This window comes from Bradyrhizobium sp. WBAH42 (assembly GCF_024585265.1).
Lineage (GTDB): Bacteria > Pseudomonadota > Alphaproteobacteria > Rhizobiales > Xanthobacteraceae > Bradyrhizobium.
In genome coordinates, this window is sequence record NZ_CP036533.1 from 5,760,719 (window position 1) to 5,774,730 (window position 14,012).

The following is a 14,012-nucleotide window of genomic DNA, read 5'->3' on the forward strand; positions in this document are numbered from 1 at the left end:
CAACCGCGAAGGCGGGTGATCCAGTATTCCAGAGGCGGTTGTGATTGAACCGAGAGGCCGCGGCGTACTGGATTCCCCGCCTTCGCAGGGAATGACAGCGGAGTTTCGAGGGCCGCCGCGACCCTACCATATGCTCCTGTTTTGCCCGACGGGTCAAACGACGCCGCTGCCGGCGCGAGCCATCTCGCCACCCCGCATAACCCATTGATCCGACTACCGCCGGCTACTGTGCATGGGGTTGTTTTCGCAACTTTGTGCGGGCGGCCCTCACGCCGCCTGCGACACCACGCGATTGCGGCCGTCGTGCTTGGCGCGGTAGAGCGCGGTGTCGGCGCGCTTGAGGACGTCGGCAACCGCCTCGCCCTTGTGCTCCAGCGTGGTGAGGCCGATCGAGATCGTGACCTCGATGCGCTTCGCCCCCTTGTGAATCGCGAACGGCTCGCCCGCGATCGAGCGGCGCAGGCGCTCGGCGACCATGCCGGCGACGTGAAGATCGGTCTCCGGCATCACGATGACGAATTCCTCGCCGCCGTAGCGGCAGGCGAGATCAATGCCGCGGATCGATTTGCGCACGCGCACCGCGAACTCGCGCAGCACGTCGTCGCCGGCGTCGTGGCCGTAATTGTCATTGATCGACTTGAAGTAGTCGATGTCCAGGATCATCAGCGCCAGCGGCTTGCCGCGGGTCGCGGCCTGCTCGGCGAGCGTCGCCAGATGGCTCTCCATGTAGCGGCGATTGTGCAGGCCGGTGAGCGCGTCGGTGATCGCCATCTCGATCGAGTTCTGCACGTTGTCGCGCAGATGGTCGGTGTAGCGGCGGCGGCGGATCTGGGTGCGGGCGCGCGCCAGCAGCTCGGTCTTGTCGATCGGACGCAGCAGGTAGTCGTTGACGCCGATCTCGAGGCCGCGCAGCAGCCGCGTCGAGTTCTCGGGGTCGGCGATCGCCAGGATCGGCACATGGCGCGTGCGCTCCAGCGAGCGCGCCTGGCTGCACAGGCGCAGGCCGTCGAAATTGTTGAGGTCGAGCGAGACGATCAGGAGGTCGTAATTGCCCTCGGCGGCGTGGAACAGCGCCTCCGTCGGGTTCGGCTCGACGTCGATGGTGTGCTCGGCGGCGAGGATCGTCGCCAGCCGCTCGTAGGAGGACTGGCGGTCGTCGACCAGGAGGATGCGGCCACCCTTGCCGGTGTCGGCGATCGCACTGCGCTCGGGCGCCTGCATGCCGATCTCGAGCGAGGTGATGGCGCGCATGCGCAGCTCATCGGTCATCATCTTCAGCCGCGTCAGCGAACGCACCCGCGCGATCAGCACGACATCGGAGACGGGTTTGGTCAGGAAGTCATCGGCCCCGGCCTCGAGCCCACGATTGCGGTCGGCGGGGCTGTCGAGCGCGGTGACCATCACGACAGGAATGTGGTGCGTGGCCGGATCGGTCTTGAGGCGGCGGCAGACCTCGAAGCCGTCCATGTCGGGCATCATCACGTCGAGCAGGATGATGTCGCATTCGGCACGCCTTGAGATCGCGAGCGCCTCGGCGCCATTCGCGGCGGTCATCACGTCGAAATATTCGGCGGACAGGCGGGCTTCGAGCAGCTTGACGTTGGCAGGGACGTCATCGACGACCAGGATACGCGCGGACACTGTGAACTCACTTCCTATCCGATAAAACGCCGGACCGTCTCAATGAATTTGCCGACCGAGATCGGCTTGGACAAATAGGCTTCGCAGCCGCCCTCGCGGATGCGCTCTTCGTCGCCCTTCATCGCGAACGCCGTGACCGCGACGACGGGAATGGCACGCAATTCCGGATCGTCCTTGATCCAGCGCGTCACCTCGAGGCCCGAGACCTGCGGCAGCTGGATGTCCATCAGCACGAGGTCGGGCCGCATCTTGCGCACGAGGTCGAGCGCCTCGTAGCCGTTGCTGGTGCCGGAGGTCTGGTATCCGTGCGCCTCCAACAGGTCGCGGAAGAGCTTCATGTTGAGCTCGTTGTCTTCCACGATCAGGACGGTCTTAGCCATCCCGCCCTCCTGATTGGTCCGAAGGACCGGTCCATGTGACGCCTCAGACGCCGCTTCCCGGCGTTTCGAAAACTGGATTCAAACTAGCCGCAGATTCGCTTGAGTTTCGTTAAACCCGACGGCCCACTTTCTGCGATGTGGTTTCCAGTTGCTTGTCGGGGCCGGAAGACTTGAGGACGAGACTCGGGCATGATGATTCCAAATTAGAGACCGAAAGTTAACGGAAAGGCAAACCGTCCCCGTGAAAAAGCCTGTTCACAACCCCCGCGAAGTCGCTGAAATCGTTGCGATTCAGGCCCTGTCCTTCGTCGCGGGCGAGCCTGAGCGGCTGGGCCTGTTCCTGGCCGAGACGGGGGTCGGTCCGGAGACCCTGCGCAATGCCGCCGCGGACCCGAATTTCCTCCTCAGCGTGCTCGATTTCGTGATGCGGGACGATGCCACGGTGAAGGCCTTTGCCGAGGCCGCGGAACTGCATCCGACCAATGTTGCCGCAGCGCGGCAGGTCCTCGGCGATGCGCTCGGCGACCCCTCCTGGGAGCGCGACGTGCCGTGACCACCCCTGAGGCGGCCGGGCCCCGCTGCTTCTGCCGGGATTGTCTGGCCGGCCTCGGCATGGGCGTACAGAACTTGGGCGTGCGGCGCTGCTCGGCCTGCGGTTCCCCTCGCCTCGTTCGCCACCGCGCGCTCGCCAGCCTGACCATCGCCCATATCGACTGCGACGCCTTCTACGCAACGGTCGAGAAGCGGGACAACCCTGAGATCGCCGACAAGCCCGTCATCATCGGCGGCGGCAAGCGCGGCGTGGTGTCGGCCGCCTGTTACATCGCGCGCACCTATGGTGTTCGCTCGGCGATGCCGATGTTCAAGGCTTTGGAGGCCTGCCCGCATGCGACCGTGATCCGCCCCGACATGGCGAAATATGTCCGGGTCGGCCGCGAGGTCCGCCAGGCCATGCAGGCGCTGACGCCGCTGATCGAGCCGCTCTCGATTGACGAGGCCTTCCTCGATCTCTCCGGCACCGAGCGTGTGCACGGCATGATCCCGGCCAAGGTGCTGGCGCGCTTTGCCCGTGACGTCGAGCGCGACATCGGCATCACTGTCTCGGTCGGCCTGTCCTGCAACAAGTTCCTGGCCAAGATCGCCTCCGACCTCGACAAGCCCAGAGGCTTTGCCGCGCTCGATCAGGAGGAAGCGCGCGCGATGCTGGCGGAAAAGCCGGTCGGCTTCATCTTCGGCGTCGGCCCCGCCACGCAGGAGCGTCTGGTGCAGCGCGGCTTTCGCATCATCGCCGACCTGCAGAAAGCCGACGAGATCGAGATGATGCGGCAGTTTCCGAGCGACGGCCGCCGGCTGTGGCGACTCGCGCGCGGCATCGACGACCGCCGCGTCGAGCCCGACCGCGGCGCCAAGACGATTTCCAGCGAGACCACGTTCGAGACCGACATCCGCGATTTCGCGACGCTGGAAAGAATCCTGTGGCGGCTCTGCGAAAAGACGTCGACGCGCCTGAAGAGCAGCGAGCTCGCCGGCTCGACCGTGACGCTGAAGCTGAAGACCGCCGATTTCCGCCAGCGCACGCGCTCGCAGTCGATCGCCGCCCCGACGCAGCTCGCGGCGAAGATCTTCTCGATCTGCCGGGAGATGCTGGCCAAGGAAATCGACGGCACCGCCTTTCGCCTGATGGGCGCCGGCGTCAGCGCGCTGCGCGAGGGCTCGGCGATCGACGACACCGACATGCTCGACCGCCGCGCCGCCCACGCCGAACGCGCGGTGGACAGCCTGCGCAAGAAGTTCGGCAGCGCCGCGGTGATCCGCGGCATCGCCTATGAGGGCCCGGAGAAGGCGCAGGAGTGATCTATTCCTGCTCAACTCAGTCGCGTTCGAAGATTCGTGCACCCGGATAGGCACGCCTGGCATATTGAACGACCAATTGCCGGTCCTGAGTTTCCAGGAACGGCGTTCGGATCTGACAAGACCCGACGATTAGGTGCCACAAGCCGTTGAGCTTTCGAATGACGACGTTCATTTGAGCCTCTTCGCAGTGACCCGAGTGGACTCAAATTGTAAGAATCTCCCGCCGTCGCTCAATTGTACCAGTGTAAGGTCAGCGCATGAGAAGGATTGGAGGAGATATACAAAGGTATGTTGACCATCGCTTCAACAACCGCTGGCGCCGATAGCTTCGCAGGGGCTCAACCGATCTTACCGGTTCGGGAGCTGGCACGGTGACAGGCGAACGCGATCTCGATGCGCTGCTGAGTAACATGAAGCCGGAGATCCTGGACGGCATCTTCGCGTTTTGCACGCTTGCGCCGAGCGCGAGCATTCCGGCCACCATCAGCCCTATCCTGACGTTCCGCGAACGCGAAGGGACCACGCTGGTGGTGCTACAGGAGGAGGCCGAACGTGCCGGGCTACGCCATGAATATCCCTCGCGCCTCATCACCTTGACGGTTCATTCCGCCCTCGATGCGGTGGGCTTTCTGGCAGCCATCACGGCACGTCTGGCCCAAGCCGGCATTAGCGTGAATGCCGTGTCGGCTTTTCACCACGATCATCTCTTTGTGCCTGTCGACAAGGCCGATGAGGCGATGGCTCTCCTGCTTGACAGGTTCAAGCCGCAACAGGGCTGATTGCGCTTGATCTAGAGCATGCTCTAGCCTGTAGAGAGATGGCTGGCCTCGATTCAAGGAGACAGCCTATGACAGTGATCGACAACAAGGCGCTCATTCAGGACATCATGGATGCGCGCGCACGTCGCGACCCCGGCCCGTTCATCGCCGCGATGGCCGATGATTTCGTCTGGCGCATCACCGGCTCGACGGCCTGGTCCGGCGACTATGTCGGCAAGGCCGACGTGCTGGAACGGCTGATGAAGCCTCTCAGCGGACAATTCACTGCCCCCAACAGCCTCACGCTATCCCGCATCATCGCCGAAGGCGATTACGTCGTCGCCGAGTGCCGGGGCAATGCAACGACGCTTGCCGGCGAGCTCTACGCCAACACCTACTGCTTCGTCATTCGCATGGCGGACGGGAAACTGCGCGAGTTGACCGAATACATGGACACCGCATTGGTCGAGCGGGTGCTAAGGCCGCCCGGCAACCAATGAGGCCGGCGCGGCCTTGAGGCGTCCATGCGGCGACACGGCGGGTCTCTCCCCGCTGGCGATCCACTCCTCATAGAATTCGACCTTGGCTTCGATGAGTGCCAAAGCCTGCGACCAGCGGTGGATGTTGTCCTGCACCCGCTGCTGGTGCGCTGCGAGCAGCGCGTGACGCTCGGTCAGCGCTGCTTCGCCTCGTTTCGCAAGCGCCGCATATTCGCGCATCTGCTTGACCGACATGCCGGTGCCGCGCAGGCGTTCCATCAGATCTAGCCAACCGACGTGAAAATCGCTGTAGACGCGCCGGCCGCCGCGGTCCCTGACGACGCCGGGGATCAGGCCCTGAGCCTCATACCAACGGATGGTGTGAATGCTGCGGCCCGTTCGGCCGGCGACCTCTCCGATGCGAAGCCCTCGCGACATGGCCTTTCCTTTCTTCGAAACCGCCTCGCAAGGCTCAATCTACCCTGCGAGGTCTCCTCAGTCGGCGACCGCCACCGCCTCGATCTCGATCAGCCATTCCGGCGCGGCGAGTGCGGTGACACCGACCAGCGTCGAGGCCGGCGGCTCCATGCCTTCGAAGAAAGCCGAGCGGGCCTTGCCGATGATGGGGCGCAGCTCCGGCTTGTAGTTCACGACGAAGGTCGTGATTTTCACGATGTTGGAATAGCTCGCACCGGCCGCCTTCAGCGCGTGCCCAAGATTCTGCATCACCTGCGTGGTCTGCGCGGCGATATCGCCCTCGCCGACGATCCGCCCCTCCTCGTCGGTGGAGACCTGCCCGGAGATGTAGATGGTCCGAGCGCCCGAGGCGGTGACGACGTGGGAATAAGCGGGATTGTGATGCAGGCCGCTGGGGCGGAGATGGTCGAGCTTGGGCATGGGCTGTCTCCCCGAGTTTGTGGTTGGGAAGGAGCGTAGCTGGAGAGTATGACGAGAGCTAGCCCCGTCATTGCGAGGAGCTCTTGCGACGAAGCAATCCAGACTGCTTCCGCGGAGGGATTCTGGATTGCTTCGCTACGCTCGCAATGACGGAGAAGCCCTCAATTGCAGGGCTTGCTGTCCTTGACGTCGAACTTGCCCATCGCGCCGGAGATGACGAAATCATTGTAGTCGAGCACGAGCTGGCGCGAGACGCCGTTCTCGTAGAGCTCGAACGCCATCGCGTAGACCGGGGTCTGCTCGCCTTCCTTCTGCTGGGCCTCGCGGTCGAAATAGCTGACGGTAACCGGCCAGCGCTTCAGCGACTTCATGTGCTCGTCCGCGGTCGACGGATCGGACGAGGTGGCGCGGTCGGCGGGGATCGGCTGACCGATCACGGTCAGCGTGTTGTAGACCTTCTGGCCGTCATCGGAGCCGTCATAGACCGAGAGCTCGAGCAACGACTTGCCGTCCTTGGCGGCGGCGATGATGCGCTGGATCTGCTCGGTCGGGAACACGATCTTGCCGTCGAGCGTGAACGTCTTCGGCGCCGGCAGCTTCAGCTTGACGTTGATGTGGTCGCCGTCGCGCTCGGCTGAGCCGTCGACCCGGCCGGCATCCGTCTGGTTCATGCGCGTCTCGATCTTGAAACGGTAGCTCTTGCCGGAGGCGTCCTCCCACGAATTGGAGCGGAGGTCGCTGAGCGTGACCTTGCCCTCGCCGCTGTCGAGCTCGGAGACCTGGCGGAATTCCGAGGTATAGCCCTCGCAGGCGTTCCCCGTGAAATTGTAGAGGATCCGGCCGCGGGCGCTGTTCACCGAATTGCTGCGCGATTTGACCAGGCTGAGGTCATAGAGCGCCTGATGCGCGAGAAACGGACCGTTGGCGGCTTGAGCCCCGCCGCCAAGGCCGACACTGGCTGCGGCGAGCGCCATCACACCGAGCGAAGTCCGGAAAAGGTGCACCATGTCTGTTCCCTGAGGAAAGCGCAGATTCGACATTTTAATGACCGTTCCATTGCGCCGCAACTGAGGCCGTTTCACTAAAAGTTTGCCCCTCACGTTGAACCTGCTGGCCTGCCTCAACAAAATGCAGCCCCTCCGGTTGCTTGCATGTGGCGGCACGATGGGCGAAACAGGGCGCGCCCGGCCGGCAGTCGCGCCGGAGCGAAGGATTTTTGGACAACGAGGTCGGACATGGCGGGCACGGTCGAGCAGAAACTGGCGGAGCAGGGCATCAAGCTGCACGAGGCCCCCACCCCCGTCGCCAATTACGTGCCCTTCGTGCGCACTGGCAACCTCCTGTTCGTCTCCGGCCAGGTCTGCTTCGACCCCGCCGGCAAGCTGATTGCCAAGGGCAAGCTGGGCGCCGGCGTCTCGATCGAGGACGGCGCCGCAGCCGCGCGCGGCTGCGCGGTCAACCTGCTGGCCCAGGTCAAGGCGGCGCTCGGCGATCTCGACAAGGTCGTACGCGTGGTGCGGCTCGGCGGCTTCATCAACTCGGCCCCGGATTTCCTGGACGGGCCCAAGGTGCTGAATGGTGCCTCCGACCTGATGGTCGCCGCCTTCGGCGACAAGGGCCGCCACGCCCGTACCACCGTCGGCGTCGCCTCGCTGCCCGCGGATGCGGCGGTCGAGGTCGAAGGCGTGTTCGAGGTCGCCTGACGCCAAATGCGCGCTCCGGATTGGCTGACAGCCCGGCCGGTCGCCCATCGCGGCCTGCACGACATTTCGCGCGGCATCGTCGAGAACATGCCGGGCGCGGTGCAGGCCGCGATATCAGGCAATTTCGCGATCGAGGTCGATATCCAGCTCTCGGCCGACGGCGAGGCCATGGTCCATCACGACCATGCCCTGGGCCGGCTCACCGAGGCCACCGGCGATGTGGTCGCAAAGACCGCGGCCGAGCTCAAGGCCGTCAGGTTCAAGGACACCGATGAGCGGATGATGTCGCTCGCAGACCTCTGCGCCCTGGTCGCCGGACGTGTGCCCCTGGTGATCGAGGTGAAGAGCCATTTCGGCGGCGACCGCAAGCTGGTGAAGCGGATGGCCGAGGTGCTGGCGTCCTATGATGGCCCCGCCGTCGGCATGTCCTTCGATCCCGACCAGGTTCTGGCGCTACGTGAATTGCTCCCCTCTCGCCCCCGCGGCATCGTCGCGCAGCGGAGCTATGAGGACGAGTACTGGGCCAAGCTCACCCAAGAGCAGCGCGACAGCATGCTGTACCTGCGCCATGGCTTCCAGACCCAGCCGCATTTCGTTGCCTTCAAGGTCGACCACCTCCCGGCCCCCGCCCCCTGGATCGCCCGCAACCTGTTCGGCTGCGCCCTGCTCGGCTGGACCGTCCGCACGGCGGAGCAGCGGACGCGGGTCGGGCGCTATGCGGACCAGATGATCTTCGAGGGGTTCGTGCCGTAGGGCTTGCCCGTGTCCCGGACAAGCAGCAACGCATCAGCGTTGCTGCGCAGAGCCGGGACCCATCTCTCCAGGAATCCGGTGCAACTTGGGCCCCGACTCTGCAGCGCATCGCTGAAGAAGCGCTGCGCTTCGTCCGGGGCACGAGGGCGAGCCTTCCCCACCCCTTGAAGTCGCTGCTGCAATGCACGATCTTGGGCACGATGGCATCATCGGAAATCACGCTCGAGGCCGTACCTTCGATTGGCGACGTGTCACCGGAGGATTGGGACGCCTGCGCCAATCCCGGCGGATTGTGCAATGGGGCTGGCGCGGGAACCTCATCCGTCCTTCCAGGCGATTCCCTCGGCCTCTCAAGACCCGCCTATAACCCGTTCGTCTCCCACGCCTTTCTCTCCGCGGCCGAGAAATCGGGTTCGGCCACGATCCGCACCGGCTGGGCGCCGCGGCATCTGGTCGCCAAGCTCGATGGCCGCGTTGCCGGAATCGTGCCCTGCTATCTCAAATCGCACAGCCAGGGCGAATACGTGTTCGACCGCGGCTGGGCGGATGCCTATGAGCGCGCCGGCGGGCGGTATTACCCGAAGCTCCAGGTCTCGGTTCCCTTCACGCCGGCGACCGGACCGCGGCTGCTGGTGCGCGACGGCGTCGATCGCGAGCGCATCACCGAGGCGCTGGCGAGTGGCCTCATAGCGCTGTGCGGCGTCAGCAAGGCCTCCTCCGTCCACGTCACCTTCGCGCGGGAGTCAGAATGGAAGCTGCTCGCCGAGCACGGCTTTCTCCAGCGCACCGACCAGCAGTTCCACTGGCACAATGAGGGCTTTGCAAGCTTCGACGACTTCCTGGCGACGCTGAACTCACGCCACCGCAAATCGATCAAGCGCGAGCGGCGCGATGCGCTGGCGTCCGGGATCACGATCCATTGGCTCACCGGCAAGGACATCACCGAGGATGCGTGGGACGCCTTCTTCACATTCTACATGGAGACCGGCTCGCGCAAATGGGGGCGGCCGTATCTGACGCGCGAGTTCTTCTCGCTGATCGGCGAGACCATGAGCGAGGACGTGCTGCTGGTGATGGCCCGCCGCAACAATCGCTGGATTGCGGGCGCGATCAACTTCATCGGCTCGGACACGCTGTTCGGCCGCAACTGGGGCGCGGTCGAGCATCACCCCTTCCTGCATTTCGAGGTCTGCTACTACCAGGCGATCGATTTCGCGATCAAACGCGGCCTCAAGCACGTCGAGGCCGGCGCGCAGGGCGAGCACAAGATCGCGCGCGGCTACCTGCCGCGCACCACCCATTCCGCTCACTTTATCGCCGATCCCGGCCTGCGCCGCGCCATCGACGATTACCTCAAGCGCGAGCGCGCCTATGTTGCGGAAGCGGGACGAGAGCTCGCCGAGCTCGGCCCGTTCCGCAAAGGGGCTGACGAGGCGCCTTGACGCCTCGCAATTGCTGGTGACAGTAAGCGCAAATCGTTCGAGGAGCCGCCGCCATGACCGCCTACGACAGCAACAACATCTTCGCAAAAATCCTGCGCGGCGAGCTGCCCTGCTACAAAGTGTACGAGGACGAGCACGTCTTCGCCTTCCTCGACATCATGCCGCGCGTGCCCGGTCACACGCTGGTGATCCCCAAGGCCCCTGCCCGCAACATCCTCGATATCAAGCCCGACGATTACGCCCATGTCGCCCGCGGCGCGCACAAGATCGCAGCCGCCGCAATGAAGGCGTTTGACGCCGACGGCATCACCGTGCAGCAATTCAACGAGCCTGCGGGCGGACAGGTGGTGTTTCACCTGCACATGCACGTGATGCCGCGCCACGACGGCGTCGCCATGCTGCCGCCGGCGAGCCGCAAGGAGGACGACAAGGTGCTGCAAGAGCAGGCGGCGAAGCTGATGGCGGCGTTGAAGGCGGGCTAGGTCTCTCCACTCGTCATTGCGAGCGAAGCGAAGCAATCCAGACCGCCTCCGCAGAAACAGTCTGGATTGCTTCGTCGCAAGAGCTCCTCGCAATGACGGCGGAGAGACCTCACTCCGTCTCAAAATCGCCCTTCTGCGGCGCGGCCAGCGGCGTGAACTCGCAGCGGTCGGGCTTGATGTCGATCAGCGGCGTGTTGTCGATGCAGTCGAGGCCACGCACCAGGATGGCATTGCCCTCGATGCCGACCAGCTTCACGATCGATGTGCCGATCGGGTTGGGCCGCACTGGCGAGCGCAGCGAGAAGGTGCCGCGGGTCTTCTCGTTGTTCTTCGGGCTCTGCAGGATGATGTCGCGGCGCGACCGGTCGAGCCAGTAGAGCACTTCGAGATTGCTGTAGAAGTCGACTCCTTTGATCGCCGGCACGAAGGGCTCGAAGATCTCGAGGCGGCAGATCGGGCCGTCCTGACGTCCCTGCCGCGGCGTCTCCAGCCGGGATGACCAGGGCGTGCGGATACGACCGATGAAGACGAGACCGGCATCTTGCGTCGGCGGCAGCTCGATGGCGACCTCGCCCTCGCGGAGCTCCTGTTCGCGAACCATTTTCCTGTTCCCTGGCTGTTCGCCGGCGGTTTTAGCCCAACCACCACTTGCCGGCCAGCATGAAGACTTCGCCCGTGACCACGCCCGCGAAGATCGAACGGCGGGTCAGCAGGAAGGCGACGAGCCCGGCGCCGACCGCGCCATAGCGCAGCACATCGGGCACGCTGGCCAGCGCGCCCGGTGGCTGGACCACGATCTGGGCGATGACGCCGGCCAGGATCGCGGTGGCGACCGCCCTCACCCAGACCAGCAGCTCTGAGCCCTCGTCGATGCCGCCGCCGAACCACAGGCCCAGCATGCGCCAGATCTGGTTGGGAACGACCCCGGCAATGAACAGCACCGCCAGCGCGTGCCAGTCGCCGATCGCTTGCGCAAAGCTCATGCGCGCACCTCCCGCCACCAATGCACGCCATAAGCGATCGTCCCGGCGACCACGCCGCTGACGAGGATATCGAGACCGGAGTTCATCTTCGCCGCCAGCGGATAGAGCACGATGCCCAGCACGAGCGCGACGACGTCGGCAACCTCGCGGCTGTTGCGTGCCGTCGAGAACAGGAACGACAGCGGCGTCAGCAGCAGGATCGCCGCGCCAAGGGTCTGCGTCAGGTTGGCGGCGAGGAAATAGCCGACTGTGTTGGCGACGAGGCACACCGAGACGAGCCCGCAGCCGAGCCCGTGGACGAAGGCGATCCGCCGTTCGCGCGGCACCTGCGGCAGGAAGCGGTGGCATTCGACCCACAGCGTCACTGCGGTAAGATGCGCGGCGAAAATCAGCTCGCGCCGCTTGGTCTTCGGTGTGCGCATCAGCGGCAGTACCGAGACCACCATCGGAAACAGGCGGATGGCGCTGACGGTCACCGCGATCGCCGACTGGATGATGGTGGCGCCCGAGCCGAGCGTGGTGATCAGGATGATCTGCGCCGGACCTGCCCAGACGAACAGCGTCGAGCACAGCGCCCAGAGCAGGCTGAAATGGGTGTCGTGGGCGAGCGCACCGATGCCGAGATAGGTCACGAACAGCACGATGGTGAGGATCGTCTGCGTGATCGAGCGCAGTCCCCAAGCGAAGGCGCGCCAGGGACTTTGCCATTGTGGTGAATCGAGCGGAGGAAGCGCCACGGGAGCTTTGGCTGGTGAGGAATCGTGGCTGCATAACGGGCGAGACAGCGGCGCGCGTCAAGGAAGGGCGCGGCGGGGCTGGCATGCGCGAGGCCCAGACCCACCGTCGTCATTCCGGGGCGCGCCACTTGGCGCGAACCCGGGATCCATCAGGCCACAGAAATCGCTGCACGATGGATTCCGGGTTCGCGACTTCGTCGCGCCCCGGAATGACAGCTGATCCTACCCCGCCACACCCCTGTTCTTCAGCACGAAGCAGGCGCCGCCCGCCTTGCGGATGCGGTTGCACAGATCATCGGCCTCGGCGCGCGTGTCCGCGCCGACGCGGACCTGGTAGAACGCGCGTGTGCCGCGGCTGCGCATCACCGAGCTTAGCAGGCTCGGATCACGCTCGCCGATCACGGTGCTCAGTTTCGTGACGGCTCGGGAATACATCGCCAGCGCCTTGTTGCGGTCGAAGCCGGCCGCGAGCTGGACGCCCCAGATCTTTGCCGCGGCAAGCTCGACATGCTGCTCGAGCTCGGCGACGAACGGGTTGGGAGCACGCTTGAGCAACGCCATCAGGTCACGGCAGCTCGTCGGCGGCGAGCTCGGCGGCCCCTTGCCGGTGCTCCCCGCCTTGGCCCAGGCATCGACGCTGGTGCCGGTGATCGCATAGACGTAGTTGCGGGTCTGCTCCGGCATCGGCCCGGTGCCGGCGAGCCATTCCTGTACGCGCCGGGGGCCGGCATTGTAGGCGGCCGCGGCAAGGCCGAGATTGCCAAACTGGTTGCGCAGCTCTTTGAGGAATTCGGCCGACTTCGGCAAGGCCTGCACCGGATTGAAGGGATCGAGCAGCCCGCGCTCGCTGGCGGTGCCCGGCATGAACTGCGCGATCCCTCGCGCATGATCGCCGCTGCGCGTCATGGGCCCGACCGCATCGGCCTGGAAGCGGCTCTCCTGCCAGATCACCCGCGCGAAGAATTCCAGCGGCAGGTCATTGTCGCGCGCAGCCGCCTCCACGATCAGGCAGATCGACTCCCGCGTGTCGCTTTCGCAGGCCTCTTTCGCCTTCTCCGCCGGCGTCGCGGGTTCCTCGGCCTTCGCAGGCGCATCGGGGGGCGGCGCCTCCTCCGCGAGCGCCGGCGACAGCAGGAGGGCCTGGCACAAGACAGCGATGACCCGAGCTATTCGCATGGTATTGACGCCATCGGACAAATCGGACCTTGACTTGGAACCAGAGCCAACTAGCAACGGACGGCATTATCAACACGGGTCGAGCCTGATGGTGACAATCTTTTTTGATCTCGACGGCACGCTGACGAACCCGAAGCCCGGGATCACCCGCTCGATCCAATATGCGCTGGAACGGCTCGGCGTTCCGGTGCCGAGCGAGGACGAGCTGACCTGGTGCATCGGCCCACCGCTGCTTGCCAGTCTTCGAAAGCTCACCGGAGCCGATGAGCTCGCCGACCGCGCACTGCTGCTCTATCGCGAGCGATTCAGCGATATCGGCCTGTTCGAGAACGAGGCTTACGGCGGGATTGCGGATACGTTGTCATCGCTCGCAGCGACACGTCAGCGCATGTTCGTGGCGACCAGCAAGCCCGCCGTCTACGCCACCAGGATCGTCGATCATTTCGGCCTGAACCCGTATTTCGAACGCGTGTTCGGATCCGAGCTCGACGGCACGCGCGTCGACAAGCGCGACCTGCTCCGCTATGCGCTCGACGAGGCCAAGGTCGATGCCAACAGCGCGATCATGATCGGCGACCGCAGCCACGACGTGGTCGGCGCCCGCAGCAACGGCATGACCGCTATCGGCGTGCTCTACGGCTATGGCAGCGAAGCCGAGCTACGCGATGCCGGGGCGCACCACATCTGCGCGGCGCATCCGGAACTGCTCGGACATTGCATGACCTAG

The 14,012-nt window shown here is 64.9% G+C and carries 18 protein-coding genes; 9 read left to right on the top strand and 9 right to left on the bottom strand.

What is annotated here, in order from left to right:
* Positions 1–267: 267 nt before the first annotated feature.
* Entirely contained in the window at positions 268–1,641 is a 1,374-nt protein-coding gene (locus DCG74_RS26970; protein WP_172783375.1) for a PleD family two-component system response regulator, read from the bottom strand.
* 14 nt (positions 1,642–1,655) lie between these two features.
* Complete coding sequence (locus tag DCG74_RS26975; RefSeq protein WP_008566616.1) at positions 1,656–2,021, bottom strand: response regulator; 366 nt, start codon at positions 2,019–2,021, stop codon at positions 1,656–1,658.
* A gap of 241 nt (positions 2,022–2,262) precedes the next feature.
* Between DCG74_RS26975 and DCG74_RS26980 the strand changes: the two genes are divergently transcribed.
* The 4 genes from DCG74_RS26980 to DCG74_RS26995 all read left to right on the top strand — a co-directional run bounded on the left by DCG74_RS26980 (position 2,263) and on the right by DCG74_RS26995 (position 5,133).
* On the top strand, positions 2,263–2,574 hold the full coding sequence (locus DCG74_RS26980) for a DUF3572 domain-containing protein (RefSeq protein ID WP_172783374.1): 312 nt from the start codon (positions 2,263–2,265) through the stop codon (positions 2,572–2,574).
* Positions 2,571–3,875 carry a DNA polymerase IV gene (locus DCG74_RS26985; protein ID WP_172783373.1) on the top strand — a complete coding sequence of 435 codons (1,305 nt, stop codon included), beginning with the start codon at positions 2,571–2,573 and terminating at the stop codon, positions 3,873–3,875. The genes DCG74_RS26980 and DCG74_RS26985 overlap by 4 nt, the downstream gene beginning before the upstream one ends.
* Positions 3,876–4,246: 371 nt before the next feature.
* Positions 4,247–4,654, top strand: coding sequence for an ACT domain-containing protein (locus DCG74_RS26990; protein WP_172783372.1), 408 nt, complete (start codon positions 4,247–4,249; stop codon positions 4,652–4,654).
* A gap of 68 nt (positions 4,655–4,722) precedes the next feature.
* A complete protein-coding gene (locus DCG74_RS26995; protein ID WP_172783371.1) occupies positions 4,723–5,133 on the top strand; it encodes a nuclear transport factor 2 family protein in 411 nt (136 codons plus the stop codon).
* Here the strand turns inward: DCG74_RS26995 and DCG74_RS27000 are convergent.
* From DCG74_RS27000 to DCG74_RS27010, 3 genes are all read right to left on the bottom strand, one after another.
* Positions 5,110–5,550: a MerR family transcriptional regulator gene (locus DCG74_RS27000; RefSeq protein WP_172783370.1), complete on the bottom strand. Its 441-nt coding sequence runs from the start codon at positions 5,548–5,550 to the stop codon at positions 5,110–5,112. The genes DCG74_RS26995 and DCG74_RS27000 overlap by 24 nt on opposite strands.
* A gap of 57 nt (positions 5,551–5,607) precedes the next feature.
* Positions 5,608–6,009 carry a RidA family protein gene (locus tag DCG74_RS27005; protein WP_172783369.1) on the bottom strand — a complete coding sequence of 134 codons (402 nt, stop codon included), beginning with the start codon at positions 6,007–6,009 and terminating at the stop codon, positions 5,608–5,610.
* A 161-nt stretch (positions 6,010–6,170) separates the two neighbouring features.
* Positions 6,171–7,016: a cell envelope integrity EipB family protein gene (locus DCG74_RS27010; protein ID WP_172783368.1), complete on the bottom strand. Its 846-nt coding sequence runs from the start codon at positions 7,014–7,016 to the stop codon at positions 6,171–6,173.
* A gap of 228 nt (positions 7,017–7,244) precedes the next feature.
* Between DCG74_RS27010 and DCG74_RS27015 the strand changes: the two genes are divergently transcribed.
* From DCG74_RS27015 to DCG74_RS27030, 4 genes are all read left to right on the top strand, one after another.
* Complete coding sequence (locus DCG74_RS27015; protein ID WP_014494672.1) at positions 7,245–7,712, top strand: RidA family protein; 468 nt, start codon at positions 7,245–7,247, stop codon at positions 7,710–7,712.
* Positions 7,713–7,718: 6 nt separating this feature from the next.
* A complete protein-coding gene (locus DCG74_RS27020) occupies positions 7,719–8,465 on the top strand; it encodes a glycerophosphodiester phosphodiesterase (protein WP_172783367.1) in 747 nt (248 codons plus the stop codon).
* Between the two features lie 200 nt (positions 8,466–8,665).
* Complete coding sequence (locus DCG74_RS27025) at positions 8,666–9,907, top strand: GNAT family N-acetyltransferase (RefSeq protein ID WP_172783366.1); 1,242 nt, start codon at positions 8,666–8,668, stop codon at positions 9,905–9,907.
* 53 nt (positions 9,908–9,960) lie between these two features.
* The gene (locus DCG74_RS27030; protein WP_172783365.1) at positions 9,961–10,389 is read left to right on the top strand and encodes an HIT family protein; all 429 of its coding nucleotides are present in this window, start codon (positions 9,961–9,963) and stop codon (positions 10,387–10,389) included.
* A gap of 109 nt (positions 10,390–10,498) precedes the next feature.
* Here the strand turns inward: DCG74_RS27030 and tsaA are convergent, their stop codons facing one another.
* From tsaA to DCG74_RS27050, 4 genes are all read right to left on the bottom strand, one after another.
* The gene (gene tsaA / locus DCG74_RS27035; protein ID WP_172783364.1) at positions 10,499–10,990 is read right to left on the bottom strand and encodes a tRNA (N6-threonylcarbamoyladenosine(37)-N6)-methyltransferase TrmO; all 492 of its coding nucleotides are present in this window, start codon (positions 10,988–10,990) and stop codon (positions 10,499–10,501) included.
* Between the two features lie 31 nt (positions 10,991–11,021).
* On the bottom strand, positions 11,022–11,372 hold the full coding sequence (locus DCG74_RS27040; protein ID WP_172783363.1) for an AzlD domain-containing protein: 351 nt from the start codon (positions 11,370–11,372) through the stop codon (positions 11,022–11,024).
* Entirely contained in the window at positions 11,369–12,109 is a 741-nt protein-coding gene (locus DCG74_RS27045) for an AzlC family ABC transporter permease (RefSeq protein ID WP_172783362.1), read from the bottom strand. Before DCG74_RS27045 ends, DCG74_RS27040 begins: the two co-directional genes overlap by 4 nt.
* A gap of 222 nt (positions 12,110–12,331) precedes the next feature.
* On the bottom strand, positions 12,332–13,285 hold the full coding sequence (locus DCG74_RS27050) for a lytic transglycosylase domain-containing protein (protein ID WP_172783361.1): 954 nt from the start codon (positions 13,283–13,285) through the stop codon (positions 12,332–12,334).
* 88 nt (positions 13,286–13,373) lie between these two features.
* Between DCG74_RS27050 and DCG74_RS27055 the strand changes: the two genes are divergently transcribed.
* Complete coding sequence (locus tag DCG74_RS27055; protein WP_172783360.1) at positions 13,374–14,012, top strand: HAD family hydrolase; 639 nt, start codon at positions 13,374–13,376, stop codon at positions 14,010–14,012.

Coding starts and splice junctions, on each gene's coding strand:
- DCG74_RS26995 (WP_172783371.1), top strand. CDS start 4,723: ATGACAGTGATCGACAACAAGGCGCTCATTCAGGACATCATGGATGCG.
- DCG74_RS27005 (WP_172783369.1), bottom strand. CDS start 6,009: ATGCCCAAGCTCGACCATCTCCGCCCCAGCGGCCTGCATCACAATCCC.
- DCG74_RS26975 (WP_008566616.1), bottom strand. CDS start 2,021: ATGGCTAAGACCGTCCTGATCGTGGAAGACAACGAGCTCAACATGAAG.
- DCG74_RS27050 (WP_172783361.1), bottom strand. CDS start 13,285: ATGCGAATAGCTCGGGTCATCGCTGTCTTGTGCCAGGCCCTCCTGCTG.
- tsaA (WP_172783364.1), bottom strand. CDS start 10,990: ATGGTTCGCGAACAGGAGCTCCGCGAGGGCGAGGTCGCCATCGAGCTG.
- DCG74_RS27030 (WP_172783365.1), top strand. CDS start 9,961: ATGACCGCCTACGACAGCAACAACATCTTCGCAAAAATCCTGCGCGGC.
- DCG74_RS27010 (WP_172783368.1), bottom strand. CDS start 7,016: ATGGTGCACCTTTTCCGGACTTCGCTCGGTGTGATGGCGCTCGCCGCA.
- DCG74_RS27015 (WP_014494672.1), top strand. CDS start 7,245: ATGGCGGGCACGGTCGAGCAGAAACTGGCGGAGCAGGGCATCAAGCTG.
- DCG74_RS27040 (WP_172783363.1), bottom strand. CDS start 11,372: ATGAGCTTTGCGCAAGCGATCGGCGACTGGCACGCGCTGGCGGTGCTG.
- DCG74_RS27055 (WP_172783360.1), top strand. CDS start 13,374: ATGGTGACAATCTTTTTTGATCTCGACGGCACGCTGACGAACCCGAAG.
- DCG74_RS27025 (WP_172783366.1), top strand. CDS start 8,666: ATGGCATCATCGGAAATCACGCTCGAGGCCGTACCTTCGATTGGCGAC.
- DCG74_RS27020 (WP_172783367.1), top strand. CDS start 7,719: ATGCGCGCTCCGGATTGGCTGACAGCCCGGCCGGTCGCCCATCGCGGC.
- DCG74_RS27000 (WP_172783370.1), bottom strand. CDS start 5,550: ATGTCGCGAGGGCTTCGCATCGGAGAGGTCGCCGGCCGAACGGGCCGC.